The organism is Klebsiella sp. 7-CIP_Kleb., assembly GCF_050378655.1.
Classification (GTDB): domain Bacteria; phylum Pseudomonadota; class Gammaproteobacteria; order Enterobacterales; family Enterobacteriaceae; genus Klebsiella; species Klebsiella quasipneumoniae.
In genome coordinates this window covers 888102-913556 of record NZ_JBNRLJ010000001.1, presented here as the reverse complement: position 1 = coordinate 913556, position 25455 = coordinate 888102, and the positions used below count along the sequence as shown (strand labels likewise).

The window sequence follows — 25455 nt, the reverse complement described above, 5'->3', positions numbered from 1 at the left end:
TATTGAATCGCCCGGGCGAACCCGGGCGACGCGTGGATCACGGCAGGGTGGGGGTAACCAGCCAGCCGTGAGCCAGCAACCATTCGGTGACCGGCATCAGGGTGAACTCGACGCACAGCAGGCCGACCAGCGTCAGTACGAGGGTGTAGGGCAGGGCCATCCACACCATGCGGCCATAGGAGAGTCGGATAAGCGGCGCCAGCGCGGAAGTCAGCAGGAACAGGAATGCCGCCTGGCCGTTCGGGGTGGCCACTGACGGCAGGTTGGTGCCGGTGTTGATTGCCACCGCCAGCATCTCAAACTGCTTCAGGCTGATGGCGCCATGCTCGAGGGCGGTTTTCGCTTCGTTGATGTAGACCGTGCCGACAAAAACGTTATCCGAGATGGACGACAGCAGGCCGTTAAACAGATAAAACAGCGACAGCTGCGCGTGCGGAGAGGCCTGCAGAACAAACTCGATGACCGGCGTGAACAGCTGCTGGTCGATGATCACCGCCACTACGGCAAAGAACACCGTGAGCAGCGCGGTGAAGGGCAACGCCTCGGTGAACGCTTTGCCAATCGCGTGCTCATCGGTCACCCCGGTAAAGGTGGTGGCGAGGATGATCACCGACAGGCCAATCAGGCCGACCTCAGCCAGGTGAAAAGCGAGGGCGACGATCAGCCAAACGCCAATGAGCGCCTGGGCAATCAGCCGTAGCCGCTCCTGACGACTGCGCTGGGCGCGGCTGCGATCGTCAAACTCCTGCAGCACCTTGCGCACCGTCGGCGGCAGCGGTTCGCCGTAGCCAAACAGGCGATACTTTTCCACCAGCAGACAGGTTAACAGACCGCAGACCATCACCGGCAGGGTGACGGGCGCCATGCGGAGAAAGAACTCGCCAAAATGCCAGCCCGCCGCTTTGGCGATAATCAGGTTTTGCGGTTCGCCTACCATGGTCATGACGCCGCCGAGCGCGGTCCCGACGCCGGCGTGCATCATCAGGCTGCGTAGAAAGCCGCGGAACTGCTCCAGCACCTCGCGGTAGTGTTGCTCGATATGGCTGTCGTCGAGCAGGTCGCTATCGTCCGGGCGCGCCGAGGCGACGCGGTGATAGATGCCGTAGAACCCGACGGCGACGCTTATCACCACCGCCACCACCGTCAGCGCATCGAGAAAGGCGGAGAGGAAGGCAGCGGCCAGGCAGAAGGCCAGCGACAGCAGCATCTTGCTGCGGATCCCTAACAGCAGGCGCGTAAAGACAAACAGCAGCAGCTGCTTCATAAAGTAGATGCCCGCCACCATAAACATCAGCAGAAGCAGCACTTCCAGGTTGCTGGCGATCTCTTCCCGCACGTGCGCTGGGCTGGTCATGCCGATCAGCAGCGCCTCGATAGCCAGCAGGCCACCCGGCAGCAGCGGATAGCACTTCAGCGCCATGGCGAGGGTAAAGATAAACTCAACCACCAGCAGCCAGCCGGCGACAAATGGCGCCACGGCGAACACCAGCGGATTGATGATTAAGAAAATGATTAATGCCAGCTTGTACCAGTCAGGCGACTGGCCAAGAAAATTGCGCCACAGCGCGCGGCCATAAGAAATTTCCACGACAGAATCCTTCCCCGTCAATTAGTGCATGATTTTGTGCGTAACTATTGGCAAGAGTACCAGTTGAGCAAAATGAGAAGCAACTTTCTTCGCAGCGCGGCGGCGGTTACGGGAGATAAGGAAAAGCGTAAAGTAAAAACGGAAAATGAAACGGCGATCCCTTTTTAATTCACTTGCGATGCTATCTGCGCTATAGCGGCTCTGGTATGATGAGTGCAATTGCAACAATGTGTAATGGAAATATTATTATGGTCATTAAGGCGCAGAGCCCTGCGGGTTTCGCGGAAGAGTATATCATTGAGAGCATCTGGAATAACCGCTTCCCACCTGGATCGATTCTCCCCGCTGAACGCGAGCTTTCTGAGCTGATCGGTGTCACCCGCACCACGCTGCGCGAAGTGTTGCAGCGTCTGGCGCGTGACGGCTGGTTGACCATTCAGCACGGCAAACCCACCAAAGTGAACAACTTCTGGGAGACCTCCGGGCTGAATATCCTTGAAACACTGGCGCGTCTCGATCACGACAGCGTCCCCCAGTTGATTGATAACCTGCTCTCCGTGCGCACCAATATTTCCACGATTTTTATTCGCACCGCGTTCCGTCAGCATCCGGATAAAGCGCTGGCGGTGCTGGACAGCGCCCGGGAAGTGGAAGATCACGCCGACGCCTTCGCCGATCTCGATTACAACATTTTCCGCGGTCTGGCTTTCGCCTCCGGCAACCCGATTTATGGCCTGATCCTCAACGGCATGAAGGGGCTATATACCCGCATCGGCCGCCACTACTTCTCCAGCCCGGAAGCGCGCAGCCTGGCGCTGGGCTTTTATCATCAGCTGGCGAAGGTGTGCGAAGGCGGCCTGCACGATCAGGTGTATGAGCTGGTTCGTCGCTACGGCCATGACAGCGGCGAGATCTGGCACCGGATGCAGAAATCGCTGCCCGGCGATTTAGCCATGAATGTGCGTTAAGCCGGCTATTCGCGATCGATAAATAAAATAAGGGGGCCGATGGCCCCCTTCGTCGTTTTAACGTCCCGCAATGCTATAGCGCGTTTGGCCGTGCCGGGCAGCGGTCCAGCAGCTCAATGCTGCCGTCGGCGTTCTGCTGCTCCAGCAGCACATCGAACCCCCACAGACGATGCACATGTTTCAGTACTTCGCGCCGCCCTTTGTCCAGCGGGACGCGGTTGTGCGGCACATAGCGCAACGTCAGCGAGCGGTCGCCGCGCAGGTCAACGTTCCACACCTGGATATTCGGCTCGAGATTGCTGAGGTTATATTGCGCCGAGAGCTTGTTGCGGATTTCGCGATAGCCCTCTTCGTTGTGGATCGCCGAGATCTCGAGATAATTGTTGTGATCGTCGTCGAGCACGGTAAAGAAGCGGAAATCGCGCATGATCTTCGGCGACAGGAACTGGCTGATAAAGCTCTCATCCTTGAAGTCGCGCATGGCGAAATGCAGCGTTTCCAGCCAGTCGGAACCAGCGATATCCGGGAACCAGTACTTGTCCTCTTCGGTAGGCGACTGGCAGATGCGCTTGATGTCCTGGAACATGGCGAACCCCAGCGCGTAGGGGTTAATCCCGCTGTACCACGGACTGTTGTACGGCGGCTGGAACACCACGTTCGTGTGGCTGTGGAGAAACTCCAGCATAAAGCGTTCGGTCACTTTCCCTTCATCATAGAGATGGTTGAGGATGGTGTAGTGCCAGAAAGTGGCCCACCCCTCGTTCATCACCTGGGTCTGTTTCTGCGGGTAGAAATACTGGCTGACTTTGCGCACGATGCGCAGGATCTCGCGCTGCCACGATTCCAGCAGCGGGGCGTTCTTCTCCATAAAGTACAGCAGGTTCTCCTGCGGTTCGGAAGGGTAGCGGCGGGCGGACTCAATCGCCTTCTCCTCTTCGCGCTTCGGCAGGGTACGCCACAGCATATTCACCTGGCTCTGCAGATACTCTTCCCGGCTTTTCTGCCGCGCCTTCTCCTCCTGCAGAGAGATTTTTTGCGGACGTTTATAGCGGTCGACGCCGTAGTTCATCAGCGCGTGGCAGGAGTCGAGCAGTTTCTCCACTTCGTCGACGCCATAGCGCTCTTCGCACTCGGTAATGTATTTGCGGGCGAAAATCAGGTAGTCGATGATTGAGCTGGCGTCGGTCCAGCTGCGAAACAGGTAATTGTTTTTGAAGAACGAGTTATGCCCGTAGCAGGCGTGCGCCATCACCAGCGCCTGCATGGTGATGGTATTTTCTTCCATCAGATAAGCGATGCAGGGATTAGAATTGATGACGATCTCATACGCCAGGCCCTGCTGGCCGTGCTTATAGGCCTGCTCGGTCTCAATGAATTTTTTGCCGAACGACCAGTGCGGATAGTTGATGGGCATGCCGACGCTGGAGTAGGCGTCCATCATCTGTTCGGAAGTAATGACTTCGATCTGGTGCGGGTAGGTGTCAAGACGATAGAGCTTAGCGACCCGGTCCACTTCGGCCAGGTAGGTCTCCAGTAACTCGAACGTCCAGTCGGGTCCATCGCTTAAACGGGTGGTGTCCCTGTTCATGGAGTCAATCGTAGCCATTAGCGCGCCCTCGTTGTTGTTGGTTTTCTCTGAACGGAAAACCTCTAAACAAGCATAGAACACCGCACAGCAAACTGTGTTGTCAGCCAATCGCTTTTCTTCGCGATTTCCCCATCTCAAAGCCGTTTTTTGCGCTTATTTGCAGAATTAAATGCTGGGTAAAAATAAAGCGCAGCATGAGATCGTAAATCTTACAGCTCAGGACTGGTGCGGTTTGCTGTGAGTTAAGTCACCATAAATAAAGCGTATGTTGAATAATATTTTCAACTGAGTTATCAATTTGTAATTAGATGATTGTTCTTTAACTGTTACGGAGTTGCTATGCGTGTCGTCATACTGGGAAGTGGGGTGGTTGGGGTAGCCAGCGCGTGGTATTTGAGTCAGGCGGGTCATGAGGTGACGGTCATCGACCGTCAGCCCGGTCCGGCAGAGGAGACCAGCGCGGCCAACGCCGGGCAGATATCTCCCGGCTATGCGGCGCCGTGGGCGGCGCCGGGAGTGCCGCTGAAGGCGATCAAATGGATGTTCCAGCGCCATGCGCCGCTGGCGATCGGCCTTGACGGCACATCGTTCCAGCTGAAGTGGATGTGGCAGATGCTGCGCAACTGCGACACCCGCCACTATATGGAGAACAAAGGCCGGATGGTGCGCCTGGCGGAGTACAGCCGCGACTGCCTGAAGGCGCTGCGCGACACCACCGGCATTCAGTATGAAGGGCGTCAGGGCGGGACGCTGCAGCTGTTCCGTACCGCCAAACAGTATGAAAACGCCACCCGCGACATCGCGGTACTGGAGGACGCCGGCGTGCCCTATCAGTTGCTGGAGGCGAAGCGGCTGGCGGAAGTGGAGCCCGCGCTGGCGGAGGTTAGCCACAAACTGACCGGCGGTCTGCGTCTGCCAAACGATGAAACCGGCGACTGCCAGCTGTTTACCACCCGTCTGGCGGCGATGGCGGAACAGGCCGGGGTCACCTTCCGCTTTAACACCGCGGTGGACGCCCTGCTGCAGGAGGGCGATCGCATTGCCGGGGTGAAATGCGGCGATGAGATTATCAAGGGCGACGCCTATGTCATGGCCTTTGGCTCTTACTCGACGGCGATGCTCAAGGGGCTGGTGGATATTCCGGTCTACCCGCTGAAAGGCTATTCGTTAACCATCCCGATTGCCCAGGAAGACGGCGCGCCGGTTTCCACTATCCTTGATGAGACGTATAAAATCGCCATCACCCGTTTCGATCAGCGCATTCGCGTCGGCGGTATGGCCGAGATCGTCGGTTTTAATAAAGCGCTGCTGCAGCCGCGTCGCGAAACCCTGGAGATGGTGGTGCGCGATCTGTTCCCGCGCGGCGGCCACGTTGAGCAGGCCACCTTCTGGACCGGCCTGCGGCCGATGACGCCGGACGGCACGCCGGTGGTCGGGCGCACGGCGTTTAAAAACCTGTGGCTCAACACCGGCCACGGCACGCTTGGCTGGACCATGGCCTGCGGCTCCGGGCAGCTTATCAGCGATCTGATCTCCGGCCGCACGCCGGCGATCCCTTACGACGATCTGGCTGTCGCCCGCTATAGCCCCGGGTTTACCCCGGCGCGTCCGCAGCATCTGCATGGCGCACACAACTAAGGAGCTTGCATGACCCGTCCGGTAGTGGCCAGTATCGACTTGCTGGCCTTGCGGCAGAATTTACAGATAGTGCGTCGCGCGGCCCCCGGGTCGCGCCTGTGGGCGGTGGTCAAAGCAAATGCTTATGGCCATGGCGTGGCGCGGGTATGGAGTGCGTTAAGCGCGGCGGATGGTTTCGCCTTGCTCAACCTGGAAGAGGCGATCCTGCTGCGCGAGCAGGGCTGGAAAGGGCCGATCCTGTTGCTGGAGGGCTTCTTCCATGCCGATGAGCTGGCGGTGCTGGATCAATATCGCTTAACCACCAGCGTCCACAGCAACTGGCAGATTAAGGCGCTGCAGCAGGCGAAGCTGCGCGCGCCGCTGGATATCTATCTCAAGGTGAACAGCGGTATGAACCGGCTGGGCTTTATGCCGGAGCGGGTGCATACCGTCTGGCAGCAGCTGCGGGCGATAAGCAACGTCGGCGAGATGACGCTGATGTCGCACTTCGCGGAGGCGGAGAACCCGCAGGGGATTGTTGAGCCGATGCGCCGGATCGAACAGGCGGCGGAGGGGCTGGATTGCCCACGCTCGCTGGCCAACTCGGCGGCGACGCTCTGGCATCCGGAAGCGCATTTTGACTGGGTTCGTCCCGGCATCGTGCTGTATGGCGCATCGCCCTCCGGGCAGTGGCAGGATATCGCGAACACCGGCCTGAAGCCGGTGATGACCCTGCGCAGCGAAATCATCGCCGTGCAGAACCTGCGCCCCGGCGAAGCGATTGGCTATGGCGGCCTGTATCGCACCACCCAGGAGCAGCGGATCGGCATCGTCGCCTGCGGCTATGCCGACGGCTACCCACGGGTAGCGCCGAGCGGCACGCCGGTGCTGGTGGACGGCGTACGCACCACCACCGTCGGGCGCGTGTCGATGGATATGTTGGCGGTCGATTTAACGCCCTGTCCGCAGGCCGGGATCGGCGCGCCGGTCGAACTGTGGGGCAAAGAGATTAAAATCGACGACGTGGCGGCCAGCTGCGGCACCGTCGGCTATGAGCTGATGTGCGCCCTGGCGCCGCGGGTGCCGGTTGTGACCCTGTAACCTGTTCCGGGGCGGATCACTCCGCCTCGTCTTCCGCGACCCGTACCCCTACCTTCAGCACGTGATCGTTCTCTTTTTCCGCGACTGTCCATACCATCCCGGCGAACTCCACCTGGTCGCCCACCACCGGCGCGGCGCCCAGCAGCTGCTGCACCACTTCCCCCAGCGACTGCTGATGTTCGCGGAACTCCTCTCCGCCGTCGAGGCCGTAGATTTGCGCCACATCGGCGAAGCGGGCCTCGGCATCAAGTATAAAGTCGCCGAAAAAACGCTGATCGAGCGCCACCGGCGGCGACTGGCTGAACATTTTGCCCAGCGCCGGCAGGTCGTGCTCGCGGCCAATGACGCACAGGATATCGCCTTCCCGCAGGCGGGTGCTGCCGGTGGGGTGCAGCAGGGCATTGTTGCGAAACAGGGCGGCAATCCGCGTCTCCGGCGGCATATGCAGGTCGCGCAGCGCCGCGCCGATGCACCATTTATCGGCGCCCAGCTGGTAGACAAACTGCTCCCACGGGTTTTCCGGGTGAATATCCAGCCCGACGCGGGAGATGGGCCAGCTGACGGGCGGCACCACCACTTTGGCTTTTTTCGCCGCCCACGATAGCGATGTGCCCTGGAGCAGAAGCGACACCAGCACCACGAAGAAGGCGACATTGAAGAACAGGCGGGCGTTGTCCAGGCCGGCCATCATCGGGAACACCGCGAGAATAATCGGCACCGCGCCGCGCAGGCCGACCCAGCTGATAAATACCCGTTCGCGGAGGTTGAACCCGCGGAACGGCAGCAGACCGGCAAATACCGACAGCGGACGGGCAATGAAAATCATCCACATCGACAGCAACAGCGCCGGGATAGCGATCGGCAGCAGGTCGGAGGGCGTCACCAGCAGGCCCAGCACCAGGAACATGGCGATTTGCGCCAGCCACGCCAGACCGTCGAAGTTCTGCAGGATACCGTGCCGGTTGCGGATAGGCCGGTTGCCCAGCAGAAAGCCGCAGAGATAGACGGCGAGGATACCGCTGCCGTCGAGGGTAGTGGTGACGGCGAAAATCATGATCCCGCCGCTCAGCGCCAGCAGCGGATAGAGCCCGGCGGGCAGCACGATGCGGTTGATCATCTGCAGCAGCAGGTAGCCGCCGCCGAGGCCGATGGCGATCCCGAGACCGAACTGTTGAATGATATGCACGGCGAACATCCAGCTGAGGCCGGTCTGGTGCTGCTGGATCATTTCGATCAGGGTGATGGTCAGGAAGACCGCCATCGGGTCGTTACTGCCTGACTCAATCTCCAGCGTCGAGCCGACGCGCTCGTTGAGCCCCTTGCCGCCGAGCAGCGAGAAGACCGCCGCGGCGTCGGTGGAGCCGACAATGGCGCCGATCAGCAGGCCTTCGATCATATCCAGTTTGAACAGCCAGGCCGCCATCATCCCGGTCAGCGCCGAGGTGATCAGCACCCCGACCGTCGCCAGCGACAGCGCTGGCCACAGCGCGACGCGAAAGGAGCTGGCCTGGGTGCGCATCCCGCCGTCCAGCAGGATCACCGCCAGCGCCAGGTTACTCACCATGTAGGCGAAGGGGTAGTTGTCGAAGGGGATGCCGCCGATGCCGTCAATGCCTGCCAGCATCCCGATGGCCAGAAAGATGACCAGAATCGGGATGCCAAGGCGCGAAGAAAAGGAGCTCAATAAGATACTGCAGGTTACTAAAACAGAACCCAGAATAAACAGACTAATGACCGCAGCGGCGTCCAATGTTCACGTACTCCCTGACTGGCGTGAAAAAATGGCTAAAAGTGACACTATTTTAACAATTCGCAGGGAATCCGCCTATGCGTCTGGGAAATTTATTCTGCCAGCACCGGGTGGCCGCTGATTGTCAGGGTGGTGGCTGATGGCTGGTTGACCAGCCGCGCGCGCGCGCCCAGCGGCAGGGTCACCGTGCGCTGCTCGTGGCCAAACTCCAGTCCGCTTATCAGCGGTACAGAGAGCTGCTGGCGCAGATAATCAAACACCTGCGGCAGGTCATATCCCACGTCATAGTCGTTCGGCGCGCCGCCGGTGAAGCTGCCGAAGATCACCGCCTTCTGCGCCGCCAGTACGCCGCTGTGCAACAGCTGAAGCAGCATGCGTTCGACGCGGAACGGGTGCTCATTGATATCCTCCACCACCAGGATGCCGTCGCGGATCGCCGGCAGCCACGGGGTACCGATAAGCGAAGTCAGCATCGCCAGATTCCCGCCCCACAGGGTGCCTTCCACCCGGCAGTTCGGCCCTTCGCCCGGCCATTCGAGGGTGAATTCAGGCTGGCGCAGCGCCTGCCAGAAATGCTGTTCGGTAAACGGATCGAGGGTCTCCGCGCCGAAGTTCCCTGCGAGCATCGGCCCGCTGAAGGTGACGACGTTGCCCATGGCCAGCAGGCCCGACTGGATGACGGTGAAATCGCTGTGGCCGCAAATCAGCAACGGGTCACGCTGCTGGCGGGCAATCAGCCCCTGCCAGTCGATATGCGGCAGCAGGCGGCTGGCGCCGTAGCCGCCGCGCACCGCGAGAACGATCCGGTTGCGGCCCGGCAACTGGGCAAGCTGGTTAATATCGGCCAGCCGTTCATGTTCAGTTCCGGCGAAACGCTGCTGCCGACGGGGAATGACCTGCTGGTGGGCCACCTCGTGCCCGGCCTGCTGCAGACGCTCGACGCCGCGGGCCGCCGCCTGCTGGTTGATGCAATAACCGGATGGCGCGACCAGATAAAACTGAGACATGATAATTCCTTGCTATGAATGAAAGGGTTATGATGCCGCCTGGAATGGCGATTGTCATCTCCAGGTGGCTAACTTCAATCCGCACCCGTCATCCATCAGGCTGTCGGCGGGCGGGGGACGTACCGCTGCCGTCGTTCTGCAGCATGATGGCGTTTGGGTAGATAAGGATAGATGTGTGAAATTGAGATGGTTGCTTATTTTAGTCGTTTTTCTGGCCGGTTGTAGTTCGAAACATGATTACACCAATCCACCGTGGAACCCCGAGGTCCCGGTGAAGCGGGCGATGCAGTGGATGCCGATCAGTGAAAAAGCCGGCGCCGCCTGGGGCGTGGATCCGCAGCTGATCACGGCGATCATTGCCATCGAGTCGGGCGGTAATCCTGCGGTAGTGAGTAAATCCGGCGCCGTCGGGCTGATGCAGCTTAAGCCGTCGACCTCCGGACGCGATGTTTACCGGCGGATGGGCTGGCGCGGCGAGCCGTCGGTCAGTGAGCTGAAAAACCCGGAACGGAATATCTCGATGGGGGCCGCCTATCTGAGCATTCTGGAGAATGGTCCGCTGGCGGGGATCAAAGACCCGCAGGTGATGCGCTATGCGGTGGTGGTCTCCTATGCCAACGGCGCTGGCGCGCTGCTGCGCACCTTCTCGTCAAACCGGCAGGACGCCATCGAGGAGATTAACGACCTCGACGCCGATGAGTTCTTCGAGCATGTGGCGAAAAAACACCCGGCTCCGCAGGCGCCGCGCTATATCTGGAAGCTGCAGAAAGCGCTGGACGCCATGTAACCTTACCTTCGCCCCGCCGGCCTGGCGGGGTCCTAATCCTCTGTGCGCAGCGACGTGATAACGCTAATCGGCGCTATTAACGCTTTATATTCCCGGTAGCGCTCGGGAAGCGATTCCACGCCGTTTACCGCCACGCAGAGCATGGCCGTCGCGTCATCCTCCTGCGCGCCTTTATACGCTAACGTTTCTCGTAACGCATTGATGCAGGCATGGGCGTCATGATGCGAAATGCCGTTGATATCGAGACGAATGGTTTTGCTAATGGCCTCTATCCATAATCCGCCCCACAGAACGCAACCCGAGGGCATGAGCAGGCAACTGAAGATGCTGTAAGCGGTGAGGTCGAGCCAGATAAAGGTCTTACTGGCAACGATAACGCCGAGGGCGACCGAAGGGATGCTGATGGCCAGCATATTCCATCCGCGGCGCAGCGGACTTAAGGCTAAACCCGCACTTGCTATCTGTTCCTGCCAGAGGTTACGTCCGGCGATACTCAGGCTGCAGGGCAGATCTTCATGACACGGCTTTCGCACCGCAAAATGGTCAAATAGTATGCTTTCAATGACGTTCATTTCGTGGTTTGCATAGCGTCCGTTAGCCAAAACCTGCCCGGGCTCCGGGACCCACAGATGCTTATTACTGAGTAAGCTGAACATTGCCAGCTGAATCACCCGGGTCCCTTCTCCGGTCAGCCACGCCAGCAGCCAGGGGCTAACCTCCATCGCGTGCGGCTGGGGCTGAGCCGCTGGCCGCGACAGGATAATCATTATACCAATAGCAATATAGATACCCGGGACGATAAGTATAAAACCGCCGAGAAACAGCAGTGGATGCAGATGCATTATAAAATTCCACATACCATCCCCTCGTTAATCCAGCCTCTGCAGACAAAAGGGATACTTAATAAGGTTGATGATTTTTACATATTCAGCAAATCTTTCGGGAAGCAGGGCGGTTTTACCGATCGCCACGCAATAATCGGCGTTTTCATCGGTCAGGGTATCTGAGTCAGCAATAAGCGTCTCCTTCAGGGTATCAATATAGTGATGAAAGATATTAACGGCGATCCCTTCCCGGTCCAGCCGGGTGGCATTTAAGGTGATGCATAACAGCCACAGCCACCACAGGCCGGAAACCATCCCCATTGTCAGCCAGCTGAACACGCTGGAGTGAATTATCGCCTGATTATCAAAAAGCGTTTTCCAGGCGAGCGCGGCGATCAATAGCAGGGAGGGCGCGGCAATCAATATCATATTCCACGTTTGGTGCGTCGGGCTGAGCCGCAGCCCTTGGCAGTGAGGATCGGTCGCCCAGTGGTTCTTTTCGGCGACGTGCAGAGAAAGCGGCAGATCCTGGTCACTGGATTTTGGCGTAGCGAAATGGTCAAACAGTATTTTTTCCACACAGGTCATTTTGCATTCTGCGTACTGCTGATTGGCGCAGAGTTGAATATTGTCCGCAGAATGGATGAGAGTGACATAGTTTTTTCTTAACAGCCTGAACATGGCCAGCTGAATGACGCTGGTGGCGCTATTACGTAGCCAGGCTAAAAAAGAGGGTGAGATAGAATAGGGCGCCGGAACGGCTGTGGTATTTTCAGTAGGGCGGGTCTTCGCAATAATTATATTTACCAGAATATATATCACTGTGGTGGATAATATATGGTAACCCATAAATGATAACGGATGTAAATTGGTGAGATAGCTAATGACAGGGTTCACTTTTATTCCTTGTGAGCGTCCTAACCTGTTTTCGCCAGCATATTAAGTCCTCTCATCACAGGGGGGCAAGTGAAATAATGGCCTGGCATCTTTAAGTTAATATTAGCCATCAAAGCGTGACGTCACCTGTTAACGAAAGCCTCCGCCGTCACGGGCGGAGGCTTATCTTTACGCTGTCAGTTAAAAGTCGTAGCCCACGGTGGCCATGACGCTGCGCTCTGCTCCCCAGTAGCAGTTGCCGGTGCCGTAGCAGCCGGAAACGTATTCACGATTGCCGATATTGTTGGCGTTGACCTGCACATAAGCGCCTTTCAGCCCCGGCGACCAGACGCCGAGGTCAGCCCGCATCATGGCGTCCATCAGCGTGACCGACGGCAGCCGCGCGGTGTTGGCATCATCCGCCCACTGTTTACCAATGTAGCGGACGCCGGCGCCCAGCGAGATCCCCGCCGGAAACTGATAGCGCGCCCAGAAGGAGGCCATCTGATCCGGGGTCAGCTGCGGCGTGTTGTTGTCGGTACCGTCCTTAGTGTCCTGGAAGCGCAGACGATTCCAGGTATACGAGGCGAGGGTGCTCAGCTGCGGGGTGATCTGGTGGTGCGCTTCCAGCTCAACCCCCTGGGAATGGACCTTACCCGCCGGAATATAGGTGGCGGTGGCGATGTTGGGGTCGCGGGTGGCGACATCCTTTTGCATCAGATCGTAAATCGCGATGCTATAGAGGTCGCTGCTGCCCGGCGGCTGGAACTTCAGGCCGGCTTCGACCTGTTCGGCGGTGGTCGGTTTCAACGGTTTGCCGTCAGCGCCGGGCAGCATCGCCGGGGTAATCGCCTGGCTGTAGCTCAGGTAGGGCGAAAGACCGTTGTCCAGGGCGTACAACAGCGAGGCGCGGCCGCTGATATGGTCGTCTGAACGGCGGTTTGAGGTGCCCAGGGTATCGCTGACCTGCTGGGAAACGATGCGGTCATAGCGGGCGGAAACATCCACATGCCAGCGGTCCCAGACCATCTCATCCTGCAGATACAGCCCGGTCTGGTAATAACGGCGATTATTATCATCGCTGTAGGTCACGGTATGCCCGGTCTGGGCGGTATAGCCGGTAAACGGGTTAAGGGGCGCCGCGCCGCCGGCGCCGGTCCACAGATCGTTGCGAAAGCGATGGTATTCAGCGCCGAGGATCAGGGTATGCGCCAGATCGCCAGTATTGAAATCGGCGCGCAGGCGGTTATCGGTTGACCAGCCGTCCAGCGAACCGCGCGAGCCGCTGTAGCCGCGAGCCAGCATGTCGCTGTCATCTATCCAGCCGACCTGGTAGACCTGATCGAGGGAGACGTTGGTGTGGGTGTAGCTTCCCGCGGAATAGACCGACCAGACATCGGTGAACTGGTGGTCAAACTCATAGCTGTAGATCTGCTGGCGGCGCTGATAGCCATCTCCCGGATCGCCCTCGTTGGTGCTGGTGGAGAGCTTACGGCCATTGTGCGCGTAGCGGGTGCCGTCCAGCGGCAAAGAGCCATGATAGCCACCGGAAGGATCTTTTTGCAGATAGGCGCGTAGCAGCAGCGAGGTATCGCTGTCCGGCTGCCACAGCAGGGAAGGTGAAATGGCGTAGCGCTCTTCGCGGGTATGGTCATACTGCGTGTCGCTGCTGCGGGTCATACCGATCAGCCGCCATGCCCACTGCTCATTGATGGCGTCGGTGTAATCGAAGGCCGCGCCTTTGGTATTTTGCGTCCCGCCAGTCAGGCGGACGTGGCCCTGCTGACTGAACTGCGGGCGCTTGGAGGTCAGGTTGACCACGCCGCCCGGCACGCTCTGCCCGTAGAGCGCGGAGGAGGGGCCGCGGATTACATCGACGCGTTCGATAAACCACGGGTCGATCTGCACCACGTTATGGCTGCCGCCGTCGCTCATCAGACGCATGCCGTCGAGGAACAGGTTATCGACGTCGCCGCCGTGGTAGCCGCGCAGGGAGATGGCGTCAAACCGGGTGGCGCCGCCGCCGAAGCTGGAGTAGACCCCCGGGGTATATTCCAGCGCCTGGCTGATGGTATTCGCGCCCTGATCCGCCATCTGCTGGTGGGTGACAACCGACACCGACTGGGCGGTGGTGATTAACGGCTGGTCGGTTTTTGTCGCCCCGAGCGAGGTGCTGGCGCTATAGCCTTCAGTCGGCGCGCTGGCGGATGCCGGCGGGCTGGCCGTCACCACCACCGTCTCTTCGGCCTGCGCGGTGAAGGGAAGTGCGACCGCGAGGGCGTACAGCAGCCCCGGGCGTTTGCGAGAAATAGCCACGTTCATAAGATCATCCTGAACCTGCGCGGTCTGGTACTCCTGTACGCCGCCGCGGGAAAAACGAATCTATCATTATTCGTTAAAAAGTAATGCGAATTATTATTGTTTGTATTTATGCAATCAAGCGAAAAGGTGATCTGTTCAGCGCGAGGGGATGGAGAAGGGTTTCCCGCGAGCCGCAGAATGGGCCTGCGCGGGACGGTAGTGAGCAGGGAGACCGCTTCCCCCTACCGATTTTGGTAGGGGGCGGCAAAGCGTCAGGAGCCGGTCTTTTGCGGTTCCGCAGGGGCGGGGTCGTTAGCCGCGGGCGCCGCAACAGGTTTGTCCTGCGGTGAAGGCGTTGTCGCCGGACGGTTAGCAGGCAGCGCATCGCAGGGTTTCTCCTGCGGGCAGATCAGATCCAGCATCTTAAGGGTGACGCCGTTGGTCCAGCCAAAGCCGTCCTGCAGTGGATATTCCCCACCGCCGCCACCGGTGCCGGTCGAACTCACATCATACTTCTCCACCAGCTTTTGTTTGCTGTCATAGGTATGCTGCACATTGGTCAGGAAGCGCCAGGTGACCTCCATGGCGATCTTCTGCTGGCCATAGTTTTGCAGCCCCTCGACGGCCACCCACTGCAGCGGCGCCCAGCCGTTGGGGGCGTCCCACTGCTGGCCGCTGTTGACGGTGGTGGTGGTCAGCCCGCCGGGTTTGAGCAGCCGCGACTCGGCGGCGGCCGCCACTTTCGTCGCTCGCTCGCGCGACGCGGCATTGACGTACAGCGGGAACAGCGCCGCGGCGGTCAGCTGATTGCGCACCTTGTGGGTTTTCAGATCGTAATCGGCGTACCACCCCTCTTTTTCATTCCACAGGTATTTCTCGATAGCCTGCTGGCGGGCGTTAGCCAGCGCGTCGTACCGGGTAGCGCCGGCGCTGTCCCCCGCTGCTTTACTGGCGCGGGCGAGGGTTTTCTCCAGATGGAACATCAGGGCATTGAGATCGACCGGGATAATCGAGGTGGTGCGAATGGTGGCGAGCTGCTGCGGATTGTCCATCCAGCGGGAGCTGAAATCCCAGCCGGAAGCGGCGGCGGAGCGCAGGTCGCGATAGATCTCGGTGGCCGGACGATTCGGGTTGCTTTTGGCGGTTTTGACGTCGTCAAGCCAGGACTCGGGACGTGGGGTGTCGTTATCGTCCCAGTAGCGGTTGAGCAGCGCGCCATCCGCCATCCGCACTGCCCGTTTGTCGGCGCTGCCGGGTGCCAGCGCGTCCGCCCCGGCCATCCAGTAGCGATACTCTTTCTCCAGCTGCGGCTGGTAGGTTTTCAGCACCTGGTCGCCATCGTGCGTCGCCAGCAGGCTTACCATAAAGGAGAAGAAGGGGGGCTGCGAACGGCTGAGGTAATAGGTGCGGTTACCGTTGGGGATATGGCCCCAGGTGTCAATTTCCGCAGCGAAGTTGGCGACCATATCTTCGACTTTATCCCAGTGACCGCTTTCGGCAAGACCCAGCATGGTGAAATAGCTGTCCCAGTAATAGACTTCGCGAAAGCGTCCTCCGGGGACCACGTAGGGCTTAGGCAGCGGCAGAAGCGAGTCCCACTTTTCCACCTCGACGGTGCTGCGGGTCAGGACCGGCCACAGGCCGTCGATATGCTGACGCAGGGTTTGCCCTTTGGGCGGCACATAGGCGTCGTTCTCTTTCGGCAGCGTGAAGTTCAGCTCAACGAAGTGACGCAGGTCGAAGCTGGCCTGGTTTTTTTGCATCCGGTAATCGGCAAGGATCATCAGCGGATCGCTGTTAGGGATCGCGTCGGCGAAGGTTTTTTGATCGGCAAAGAGCTTTGCGCTCTGGACATCATTAAACAACGGGCCCAGCAGAATATCCGGCGAGGGTGGCGGCGCGGTTTTGCCGTCTTCCGCCTGGACATTCAGGCTCATCAGGGCGAGCAGGGCGCCGCCGATCGCCAGGCGCAGGGAACAGGGCAAAGCAGCGGGACGATGTGCATCAGTACTCGTCATGGGGAGTTCTCCTTATCATTATCGACTGCGGGCCACGACGTTTGGCCATCCAAAAACCTTAGACGAATATCTGCCGCTACGCGTGTCAGGGGTAACATTTTGCGCGAAAACAGAGGATTTACCTGCCTGGTTTTCTGCTACAACCGCCGGCAACGCGATTAGGCTTACCGGCAAGCCAAGGCGCCCGGGCTACTGGCCACGGCGCGCTGGAGGCGAATACCAGCGGATCGAGAAGGGCTGTGAGGCCCGGCCTGCGGCACACTGGCTGACGGCGCTGGCGTCCACCATGGCGCAAAAATCGTCGCCCTGCCTCACGACGGTGCAACCGCAGCCGGGCGCAGGCGGCCATTGTGGCGATTTTTTGCACAATCAGACGGCGGGTCAGAACCGATTTGCACAACGCCGCGGCGGCGGATGACCTGGCATAATTAATGCTTATCTCTTATCGGGATTACCACAAAGTGAGTACAACCGGAGGAGACGGCCATGATAAAAATAACGCTTCCTGACGGGCATTATTATGACGAGATGCTGACCGCCCAGGGTGAGCAGCGGCCGCACTATAATGCCTGGTGGCAATGGTTTCGCAACACCGATCAATTCTCTATCCGGCAGAAAAAAGCGCAAGCGGAACTGCTTTTTCACCGTATCGGCATCACCTTTAACGTGTACGGCGAGGATGAGGGAACCGAGCGGCTGATCCCGTTTGATAGCGTGCCGCGGATCATACCCGCCGGGGAGTGGCAGCGCATTGACCGCGGTATACGCCAGCGGGTGAAAGCGCTGAACGCTTTTCTCTATGACATCTATCATGAGCAGAATATCCTGCGTGCGGGGCTGATCCCGGCCGAACAGGTGCTGGCCAACGAGCAGTATCAGCCGTGCATGCAGGGCATCAACCTGCCAAACAACACCTATGCCCATATCACCGGCGTCGATATGGTGCGCAATAACGACGGTCAGTATTACGTGCTGGAGGATAATCTGCGCACGCCGTCCGGCGTCTCCTACATGCTCGAAAACCGTAAGATGATGATGCGCCTCTATCCGGAGATGTTCGAGCAGCATCACATTGCGCCGGTGGAGCGCTACCCGAGCTACCTCCTGCAGACCCTGCGCGAAAGTTCGCTGGTGGATGATCCCTGCGTCGTGGTGATGACCCCGGGTCGCTTCAACAGCGCCTACTTCGAGCACAGCTTCCTGGCGCAGCAGATGGGGGTCGAGCTGGTGGAAAGCGCCGATCTGTTTATTAAAAACGGCGCGGTGTATATGCGCACCACCGAGGGGCCGCGGCGGGTGGATGTGATTTATCGCCGCATCGACGACGCCTGGCTCGACCCGCTGGCCTTCCGCGCCGATTCGATGCTCGGCGTCCCGGGGCTACTGTCCGTCTATCGCGCCGGCGGCGTAGTGCTGGCCAACGCCATCGGCACCGGGGTGGCTGACGACAAATCGATCTATCCGTACGTCCCGGAGATGATCCGCTTTTACCTCGGCGAACAGCCGATCCTCAGCAATATCCCCACCTGGCAGTGTCGGAAAGCGGAGGACCTGCGCTACGTGCTGAGCAATCTGGAGCTGATGGTGGTCAAGGAGGTCCATGGCGCCGGGGGCTACGGCATGTTGGTCGGCCCGCGTTCCACCAAAGAGGAGCGGGAGGCCTTCCGCCAGCGCCTGCTTGCCAATCCGGCCAACTATATTGCCCAGGACACCCTTGCGCTGTCGACCTGCCCAACCTTCGTTGATGAAGGGCTGTCGCCACGGCATATCGATTTACGCCCCTATGTGCTTTCCGGACAGGAGATGCGCCTGGTGCCCGGCGGCCTGACCCGCGTGGCGCTGACCGAAGGGTCGCTGGTGGTCAACTCGTCGCAGGGCGGCGGAACCAAGGATACCTGGGTGATGGAGGATGACACATCATGCTAAGTCGTACGGCGAGTGAACTGTTCTGGATGGCCCGCTACCTTGAGCGGGCGGAGAGCTACGCCCGGGTGCTGGACGTGACCTGGAAATTATCAATGATCCCCCGCCACAGCCAGCAGTCGCGGGATCTGGCGCTACCGCTGAATTTGTCGATGACCCACGAGCTGTTTCAGGCGCGCCATGCCCGCTTTACCATGAGCAATCTGCTCAACTTTTTTGCCCTCGATGGCAACAACCCCTGCAGTATTTACAGCTGCGTGGAGATGGCGTGGAACAACGCGCACGCGGTGCGCGGCAGTCTGTCGGCCGAAGTGTGGGAGAGCATCAATGCCACCCGCATCGAACTGCGGACCCTCCGCCAGCAGGGGCTGGGCGAACTGGGGAGCGACGGTTTTTTCGAGTGGGTGAAAGAGCGGGTGCATCTGTTTCGCGGAGCGGTGATAGGCACGCTGCTGCGCAACGACGCCCTGAGTTTTATCGGTATCGGCACGCTGATCGAGCGCGCGTTCGCCACCACCCAGCTGCTGCTGATTAAGGATCAACAGCTGACCAACGATCCGGACCCGGTGCGCGAATACTACCGGCTGGATACCCTGCTCAATGCGGTCAGCGCCCGCGAAGCTTACAACAGCCTCTACCGCCAGCCGGTCAGTCGCGAAACGGTGATGGAGCTGCTGATCCTGCGTAACGATATTCCACGTTCGCTGCGCGCCAGCATTGCCGACCTGGTGGGCGAACTGGAGAAGATCGCCAACGATCGCTCTTATCAGCCGCTGCGCCTCGCCCATCAGCTCAACGTTGACCTGCGCTTCAGCACCCGTGACGACCTGGCGCAGGCGGACCTGCAGACCACGCTTAACGGACTGCTGGCGAGAATTAACGCCCTGTCCGACAGCATCAGACAAACCTATCTGGAGGCCTTATGAAACTGGTCATCGATCATCTCACCCGCTATGGCTACGATGAAGAAGTGAAGTTTTCCACCCAGTATCTGCGCCTGACCCCGCGCAGCACCGGACGGCAGACGATCACCGCCTGGACGCTGACCCTGCCGGACGGCGCGGCGGTGACCACGACCGACGGCTGGGGTAATGTGCTGCATGTGCTGACGCTGGATAACCCGCATAAAGAGATCACCATCCGCGCCAGCGGGATTGTCGATATCGCCGACGAGGGGGAAGAGACGTGTGATGAAGAGGCCGAGCTGCTGTCGCCGCTGGTTTTTCTGCGCAGTACGCCGCTGACCCGCGCCGATACGGCGATCCGTGAGTTCGCCCAGCGCCTCTATCGTCCCGATGCGGCGGAAGAGAGTTTGAATCAACTGATGGCGGATCTGCTGTTAAGAATGCCATACTCCCCCGGCGCGACCCAGGTCCAGGACTCCGCTGCCGACGCCTTCGCCCGGGCGAAGGGCGTGTGCCAGGATCATACCCATGTTTTTCTCGCCTGCTGCCGGGCGCTGGAGATCCCGGCGCGCTACGTCAGCGGCTATGTCTACAGCGATAACGCCCAGCATGTCGCGATGCATGCCTGGGCGGAAGTGTGGCTCGACGGCCGTTGGCTGTCGTTTGATATCACCAATAATACCCGTCGCCTGAATCAGCATCTGCGGCTGGCGACTGGGCTGGATTATCTCGACGCCTGCCCGGTACGGGGCACCCGGCTGGGCGGCGGCGGGGAGATTATGTTAACCAACGCTGAAGTGCGCGAACACAGCCAGCAGGCGCAGCAGCAATAATACGGGAATAACCGCAATGACCTACTGTGTGGCCATGTGCCTGGCGGATGGACTGGTGTTTGCTTCCGACTCCCGCACCAACGCGGGCGTCGACCATATTGCCACTTTTAAAAAGCTGCACGTTTTCCATCAGGAAGGGGAACGGGTGCTGGTGCTGCAATCCGCCGGCAACCTGGCCACCACCCAGAGCGTGATAAGCCTGCTCAGCGCGCGGATCCGTACCCAGCAGGAGCCGAACCTGATGCAGGTGACTTCCCTCTACGACGCCGCCATGCTGATCGGTAAAACGCTGCTGGAGGTGATCCAGCGCGACAGCAGCAACCAGCAAAACTGCAGTAATACTAACTTCAACTGCAACCTGTTGCTTGGCGGCCAGATCGCCGGCGAAACCCATCGTCTGTTCCATATTTATCCGGAGGGCAACTTTATTGAAGCCACCCGCGACACGCCTTATTTCCAGATTGGCGAAAGCAAGTACGGCAAGCCGATCATCGATCGGGTGCTGACCATCGATACGCCGCTGGAGCAGGCGATGTGCTGCGCCTTGATCTCCATTGACTCGACGCTGCGCAGTAATCTGTCCGTTGGCCTGCCGCTGGATACGCTGCTCTACCGCAGCGGCAGCCTGAGCAGCGCCGGGCAGCATCGCATCACCGACAGCGATCCCTACTTCAACCGCATCCGCAAGGCGTGGTCCGAGGGGCTGTTGCACACCTTCCAGACTCTGCCGGCCTGGACGCCAGCAGAGCGGGAAGGGGAGTAGTTTCTTTGATGCGCTACAACTAACCTCGACGCGAAGATGGATAAGGCTATGGAGCCCTTAAGTGTCCTCGACCTGGCGGTAAAGTTACAGCGGTGTCGAGGCTGCCAACAGCGAGTTTCAACAAGAATGGTGAATTAATTAACGACAGGTCGCACGGATCGTAGGCCGGGCAAGGTGCCGTCGCCGCCCGGCACAAAAGCGACTCTACTGTTTTTGTCCGGCGGGGCTGCGCCTGCACCGGCCTGGATGGAGCGGGGGTGGGGATCATCCCGTAGGCCCGGCAAGCGCAGCGCCGCCGGGCAATGGATCTGTTTAAACGCCGCCAGCCTGTTGCGCCATGGACGGTATTTTTTGCCGTGCTCAATACAAACGCGCTTTTTGGCAAAGCTAAGTAAATTAAATACTTTGTTATTTAACGTGTTATCTCACATCTTCGGAGGGAATGAGGCAACACGGCAAGGTATCGGAAGTGACGGAAAAGAAGACGGCTGTCTATGTGGATGACCAACAGCGCATCCTGATCCGCCAGCTGGCGCGCAGCTGGCTGTGGCGCAGCGAGCTGCCGACCTGGCTGCTGTTGGTGACGGTTTACGGCGGCTGGTTTGCCTGCGTGGCGGGCTGGCGGACGCTGGGCCTGTTTCCGGCCACGCTGCTGCTGATCTGGTTTACCGCCTGGTATATGTCCTTACAGCATGAGCTGATCCATGGGCATCCCACCCGGCTGGCATGGTTTAACCAGCTGCTGGGGACGCTGCCGCTGGCGGTCTGGTATCCCTATGGCGTCTATCGCGACAGCCATCTGGCGCACCATCGCAACCATCTGCTGACGCACCCCGAGGATGATCCCGAATCGTACTACGTGACCGCGGAAAGCTGGCAGCGCTTCTCAGCCTGGCAACGCCGCCTTATCCACCTGCGCAATACCTTCTGGGGGCGTCTGCTGCTGGCGCCGCTGATGGATATCGTTCACACCCTGCGCAGCGCGCTGCGGGCTTTCCGCGAGGGCGACCACCGCGCCATCGCCATGTGGAGCCTGCATCTGTTGCTGCTGACGGGCCTGCTGGCCTGGATGGCGGCGCAGGGTTTTTCCCCGCTGTGGTTTGTGCTGGCGGTGAGCTACCCGGCGCTGGCCCTGACCAAAGTGCGCTCTTTTCTCGAACACCGGGCCGCGGATGACCCGCTGGCCCGCTCGGTGATCAACGAGGCCGGGCTCCCCTGGCGAGTGCTGTTCCTCAATCTCAACTACCATGCGGTGCATCATGACCTGCCAGGGGTTCCCTGGTACGCTTTACGTCAGCTGTATCTGCATCGCCAGACGGCCTATCTGCAGCGTAATCAGGGGTTCCTGGTGCGTGGGTACGGTGAGTGGCGACGCCATTTTAGCCGCCGGGCGGTGGCGGTGAACGCCCATCCGGGCTTTGGCGAGCAGGCGCAGGCGGGAGGAGAACATGGCTGAACGCATGACCTTTCCGATGTATGCCATCCACCGTCAACAGACCCAGGCTCTGTGGCAGGCGGTACAGTCGCTGCTGGCCGAACGCGGCGTGATGGTGGCGGGGGACCCGCCGGCGGATGACCCCGAGGATCTGCTGGCCCACTGGCGTCAGCCGAGGCTGTTGCTGAGTCAGACCTGTGGCTATCCGCTGGTGACCCAGCTGCCGGAGGTGCAGACGGTGGGCTGCTTCCACTACGCCGCGCCCGGTTGCGAAGGGCGCCGCTACCGCAGCCTGCTGGTGGTCTGCGAAGCGGATAGTCACCGGATGCTGGCGGACTTTTTTGGCCGCCGGGCCGTGTGCAATGCCGAGCACTCGCAGTCCGGCTACAACGTGCTGCGCAAAATGGTCGCGCCGCTCTCGCGGGAGGGGCGATTTTTTTCGGCTGTGGTGTTTAGCGGCAGCCATCGGCAATCGCTGCGCGAGCTGCAGCAGGAAAACGCCGATATCGCCGCCATCGACTGTGTGACCTACGCTCTGCTGCAGCGACATCAGCCGCAGGCCCTGGCAGGACTGGTGGCGATCGGCTGGAGCCCGGATGCGCCAGGGCTGCCGCTGATCACTGCCAGCGCCACCCCGGCTTCGACGCTGAACAGCCTGCGCGAGGCGCTCCAGCAGTTAGTGAGCGATGCGCGCTATCGTTCCCTGTGCGACGCCTTGCTGATCTGCGGCTATAGCGATATGTCGCGGGAGGCCTATGCTCCGCTGCTGGCGTGGCGGGATGAGGCCGCGGCGCAGGGAGTCAGCCAGCTATAGGTAAAATGCCCCGGCCAGCGATCTGCGCCGGGGCGGGTCATGGCAGACTACGGCGTCGGCGGTAACGCGGGGCGGGAAGGGGCGGTGAAGCGGTTTGCCACCGCCGGCAGACCGAGCTTTTCACGCAGGGTGCCGGGCGGATAGCGGTCACGCATGACGCCGTTACGCTGCAGAAGCGGCACCACCCGGTCAACAAAGCGGTCAAAGTCTCCCGGCAGCAGCGGGAACATCAGGTTGAACCCATCGGCGGCGCCCGCCTGCCAGGTCTCCGTTAAGGTGGCGGCAATCTCCTCGGCGCTGCCCAGCAGCAGCCAGCTATCAGAACTCTGTAATAACAACTTCCCCAACTCCAGCAGAGTGAGCCGCGGATCGTACTGGCGGATAAGCTTCAGCGCGGTACGGATGCCGTCAAAGCTCTCTTCATCAGGGAGCGGCGGCAGGGGCTGGTCCCTCGGCAGGGCGCTGAGATCCATTCGAAGATAAGAGGAGAGCAGATCGATAGCCATCTGGTCGCTCATCAGCTGTTCGTTAAGCTGCTGGCGGGCCGCCTTCTCCTCGTCGGAGTTCACCACCACCGGCAGGACCCCGGCGATGATTTTGAAATGGGCCGGATCGCGCCCGTGCTGGCGCAGCCGTTGATTCATCTCTTCGCGATAGGCCAGCCCCTCGGCGATCGAGTGAATAAACACGAAGTGCATATCGGACCAGGCGGCGGCCAGCGCTTTCCCTGCTTCCGAAGAGCCGGCCTGCACCAGCAGTGGATGGCCCTGCGGCGGGCGAGGGACGTTGAGCGGGCCGCGCACGCGAAAGTACTCGCCCTGATACTCGAGATGATGCACCTTGTCGGCATCGGCAAATAATCCGCGCGCTTTATCGAAGATCGCCGCGCCATCTTCCCAGGAATCCCACAGGCGAGTGACCACGTCGATGAATTCATTGGCCCGCTGGTAGCGCGTGCCGTGGCGGGGAAGCTGCTCCAGACCGAAGTTTGCTGCTTCTTCTTCCAGCCACGACGTGACCACATTCCAGCTTGCCCGGCCATTGCTGAGGAAATCCAGCGAGGCAAAGTAGCGAGCCAGGTTATAGGGTTCGTTATAGGAGGTGGACGCGGTGGCCATCAGGCCGATATGCTCCGTCACCGCGGCGAGGGCTGAGAGCAGCGTCAGGGGTTCAAGCCGGGCGTTGGCGTAGTGGGTCAGGCCGCTGGGCACCGTATCCCACACCGCGATATGGTCGGCGACAAAGATAGCGTCGAGGGTCGCCGCTTCGGCCTTGCGCGCCAGACTGGCGTAATAGTTGAGGGTAAATATGTCCGCTTCAGGCGCGTCAGGGTGACGCCAGGAGAAACGGTAATCCCCCTGTGGGTTATAAAAGAACAGGTTCAGGATCATGTGTCGGGTAGACATAGCGTGGACTCGCGGCTGAACGCCATCCGTGGCGGAGTGAAGGTCAGTGTTGGGATAGGTTGGCATTAACCCACTGGTCGGCGACGGCCGCTGGATCTTTATGCTGAAGATCTACCTGCTGGTTGAGGGCAATCAGCGTGGCATTGTCCAGTTTGCCGGAGACCTCATTGAGCACGGCGCCGATCTCCGGCGTCAGACTGGCTTTGCGCACCAGCGGCACCACGTTCTGACTCGGTTGCTCATGTTTATCATCTTCCAGAACCACCCATTTCTCCTTCGCCAGATTGCCCTGGGTGGAGACGACCGTCGCGACATCGATTTTGCCCGAATTGAGCGCCAGCCGGGTCAGCGGCCCGCCCATGTCCAGCGATTTCACCGCTTTGAACTCAAGACCATAGACGCGTTTCAGCCCCGGCAGGCCCAGGGCGCGTACCGCCAGCTCCGGCGGTCCGCCGATCACCAGCTGCGGGGCGACGGGCTTCAGGTCGGAGAGGGTGCGCAGATGGTATTTCTCCGCGGTCTCGGCACGTACCGCCCAGGCGGTGATCGAGGTGGCCGGGGCCGGGTTCAACAGAGTGAAATCGGCAGGCAGGACCTGAGCCAACTCAGCGCTGACGTCCTGCTGGCTGGTGGCCTCGGTTTTGCCGTTATAGAAATTGAGCAGGGCGCCAAGATATTCCGGAACGATATCGATCTCACCGCTCTGCAGCGCCGGAATAATAATTTCCCGGTTGCCGAGGTTGAGACGGGTGTTGGCCTCGATATGATTTTTCTTTAGCGCGCTGGCGTAGATGTTGGCGAGAATGGAACTTTCGGTAAAGTTGGCCCCGCCCACCGTGACGCTGGCGGCATAGGTGTAAACGCTCAGGCTGAACAGCCCGGCGGCCAGCAACGAGAGACGAAATCGACGGGCGGTGACGGCCTTGCCAAATAATTGCTTCATAATACCTC

20 protein-coding genes and 1 pseudogene are annotated in these 25455 nt (G+C 60.0%); 11 read left to right on the top strand and 10 right to left on the bottom strand.

From position 1 onward, the window contains the following. Positions 1–37: 37 nt before the first annotated feature. Entirely contained in the window at positions 38–1588 is a 1551-nt protein-coding gene (nhaB, locus tag ACQUTI_RS04495; protein WP_004203313.1) for a sodium/proton antiporter NhaB, read from the bottom strand. Between the two features lie 248 nt (positions 1589–1836). Between nhaB and fadR the strand changes: the two genes are divergently transcribed. Further along, on the top strand, positions 1837–2556 hold the full coding sequence (fadR, locus tag ACQUTI_RS04490; RefSeq protein ID WP_004203311.1) for a fatty acid metabolism transcriptional regulator FadR: 720 nt from the start codon (positions 1837–1839) through the stop codon (positions 2554–2556). 73 nt (positions 2557–2629) lie between these two features. Here fadR and ACQUTI_RS04485 read toward each other — a convergent pair whose 3' ends face one another. Further along, the gene (locus ACQUTI_RS04485) at positions 2630–4162 is read right to left on the bottom strand and encodes a SpoVR family protein (protein ID WP_004203310.1); all 1533 of its coding nucleotides are present in this window, start codon (positions 4160–4162) and stop codon (positions 2630–2632) included. 76 nt (positions 4163–4238) lie between these two features. Between ACQUTI_RS04485 and ACQUTI_RS04480 the strand changes: the two are divergent. The 3 genes and pseudogenes from ACQUTI_RS04480 to dadX all read left to right on the top strand — a co-directional run bounded on the left by ACQUTI_RS04480 (position 4239) and on the right by dadX (position 6862). Continuing rightward, a pseudogene (locus tag ACQUTI_RS04480) lies at positions 4239–4385 on the top strand (hypothetical protein). Between the two features lie 98 nt (positions 4386–4483). Beyond that, positions 4484–5782 (top strand): D-amino acid dehydrogenase, encoded by a 1299-nt coding sequence (locus ACQUTI_RS04475; RefSeq protein WP_023318600.1) that lies wholly within the window; start codon positions 4484–4486, stop codon positions 5780–5782. Positions 5783–5791: 9 nt separating this feature from the next. Beyond that, on the top strand, positions 5792–6862 hold the full coding sequence (gene dadX, locus ACQUTI_RS04470) for a catabolic alanine racemase DadX (RefSeq protein WP_004203306.1): 1071 nt from the start codon (positions 5792–5794) through the stop codon (positions 6860–6862). Positions 6863–6878: 16 nt separating this feature from the next. On the opposite strand, the gene ACQUTI_RS04465 is transcribed toward dadX, so the two are convergent. Together ACQUTI_RS04465 and ldcA are read right to left on the bottom strand one after the other, a co-directional pair. Further along, on the bottom strand, positions 6879–8612 hold the full coding sequence (locus tag ACQUTI_RS04465; protein WP_004203303.1) for a potassium/proton antiporter: 1734 nt from the start codon (positions 8610–8612) through the stop codon (positions 6879–6881). A gap of 92 nt (positions 8613–8704) precedes the next feature. Then, a complete protein-coding gene (gene ldcA / locus ACQUTI_RS04460) occupies positions 8705–9619 on the bottom strand; it encodes a muramoyltetrapeptide carboxypeptidase (protein ID WP_017900195.1) in 915 nt (304 codons plus the stop codon). Between the two features lie 175 nt (positions 9620–9794). Between ldcA and emtA the strand changes: the two genes are divergently transcribed. Beyond that, positions 9795–10406: a membrane-bound lytic murein transglycosylase EmtA gene (gene emtA, locus ACQUTI_RS04455; protein WP_004203299.1), complete on the top strand. Its 612-nt coding sequence runs from the start codon at positions 9795–9797 to the stop codon at positions 10404–10406. 32 nt (positions 10407–10438) lie between these two features. Here emtA and ACQUTI_RS04450 read toward each other — a convergent pair whose 3' ends face one another. The 4 genes from ACQUTI_RS04450 to ACQUTI_RS04435 all read right to left on the bottom strand — a co-directional run bounded on the left by ACQUTI_RS04450 (position 10439) and on the right by ACQUTI_RS04435 (position 16425). After that, a complete protein-coding gene (locus tag ACQUTI_RS04450) occupies positions 10439–11248 on the bottom strand; it encodes a TIGR04222 domain-containing membrane protein (RefSeq protein WP_227506922.1) in 810 nt (269 codons plus the stop codon). Between the two features lie 27 nt (positions 11249–11275). Continuing rightward, positions 11276–11818, bottom strand: coding sequence for a hypothetical protein (locus tag ACQUTI_RS04445; protein WP_225983755.1), 543 nt, complete (start codon positions 11816–11818; stop codon positions 11276–11278). Positions 11819–12307: 489 nt separating this feature from the next. Continuing rightward, on the bottom strand, positions 12308–14428 hold the full coding sequence (locus ACQUTI_RS04440) for a TonB-dependent siderophore receptor (protein ID WP_122543207.1): 2121 nt from the start codon (positions 14426–14428) through the stop codon (positions 12308–12310). Between the two features lie 251 nt (positions 14429–14679). Next, positions 14680–16425: an alpha,alpha-trehalase gene (locus ACQUTI_RS04435; RefSeq protein ID WP_122543209.1), complete on the bottom strand. Its 1746-nt coding sequence runs from the start codon at positions 16423–16425 to the stop codon at positions 14680–14682. Positions 16426–16911: 486 nt separating this feature from the next. On the opposite strand from ACQUTI_RS04435, the gene ACQUTI_RS04430 reads away from it, so the two are divergent. From ACQUTI_RS04430 to ACQUTI_RS04405, 6 genes are all read left to right on the top strand, one after another. Beyond that, positions 16912–18351, top strand: coding sequence for a circularly permuted type 2 ATP-grasp protein (locus ACQUTI_RS04430; RefSeq protein WP_122543211.1), 1440 nt, complete (start codon positions 16912–16914; stop codon positions 18349–18351). Next, positions 18345–19274 (top strand): alpha-E domain-containing protein, encoded by a 930-nt coding sequence (locus tag ACQUTI_RS04425; protein WP_002910835.1) that lies wholly within the window; start codon positions 18345–18347, stop codon positions 19272–19274. Before ACQUTI_RS04430 ends, ACQUTI_RS04425 begins: the two co-directional genes overlap by 7 nt. Next, positions 19271–20086 (top strand): transglutaminase family protein, encoded by an 816-nt coding sequence (locus tag ACQUTI_RS04420; protein WP_017900188.1) that lies wholly within the window; start codon positions 19271–19273, stop codon positions 20084–20086. Before ACQUTI_RS04425 ends, ACQUTI_RS04420 begins: the two co-directional genes overlap by 4 nt. A 16-nt stretch (positions 20087–20102) precedes the next feature. Further along, positions 20103–20849: a proteasome-type protease gene (locus ACQUTI_RS04415; protein WP_004203290.1), complete on the top strand. Its 747-nt coding sequence runs from the start codon at positions 20103–20105 to the stop codon at positions 20847–20849. A gap of 469 nt (positions 20850–21318) precedes the next feature. Beyond that, complete coding sequence (locus ACQUTI_RS04410; RefSeq protein WP_167878461.1) at positions 21319–22305, top strand: fatty acid desaturase; 987 nt, start codon at positions 21319–21321, stop codon at positions 22303–22305. Beyond that, the gene (locus ACQUTI_RS04405) at positions 22298–23098 is read left to right on the top strand and encodes a phosphate/phosphite/phosphonate ABC transporter substrate-binding protein (protein ID WP_428923211.1); all 801 of its coding nucleotides are present in this window, start codon (positions 22298–22300) and stop codon (positions 23096–23098) included. Before ACQUTI_RS04410 ends, ACQUTI_RS04405 begins: the two co-directional genes overlap by 8 nt. Before the next feature lie 47 nt (positions 23099–23145). On the opposite strand, the gene ACQUTI_RS04400 is transcribed toward ACQUTI_RS04405, so the two are convergent. Together ACQUTI_RS04400 and ACQUTI_RS04395 are read right to left on the bottom strand one after the other, a co-directional pair. Continuing rightward, complete coding sequence (locus tag ACQUTI_RS04400; protein WP_227691628.1) at positions 23146–24489, bottom strand: LLM class flavin-dependent oxidoreductase; 1344 nt, start codon at positions 24487–24489, stop codon at positions 23146–23148. 58 nt (positions 24490–24547) lie between these two features. Next, on the bottom strand, positions 24548–25447 hold the full coding sequence (locus tag ACQUTI_RS04395; RefSeq protein ID WP_032456285.1) for an ABC transporter substrate-binding protein: 900 nt from the start codon (positions 25445–25447) through the stop codon (positions 24548–24550). Between the last annotated feature and the right edge of the window lie 8 nt (positions 25448–25455).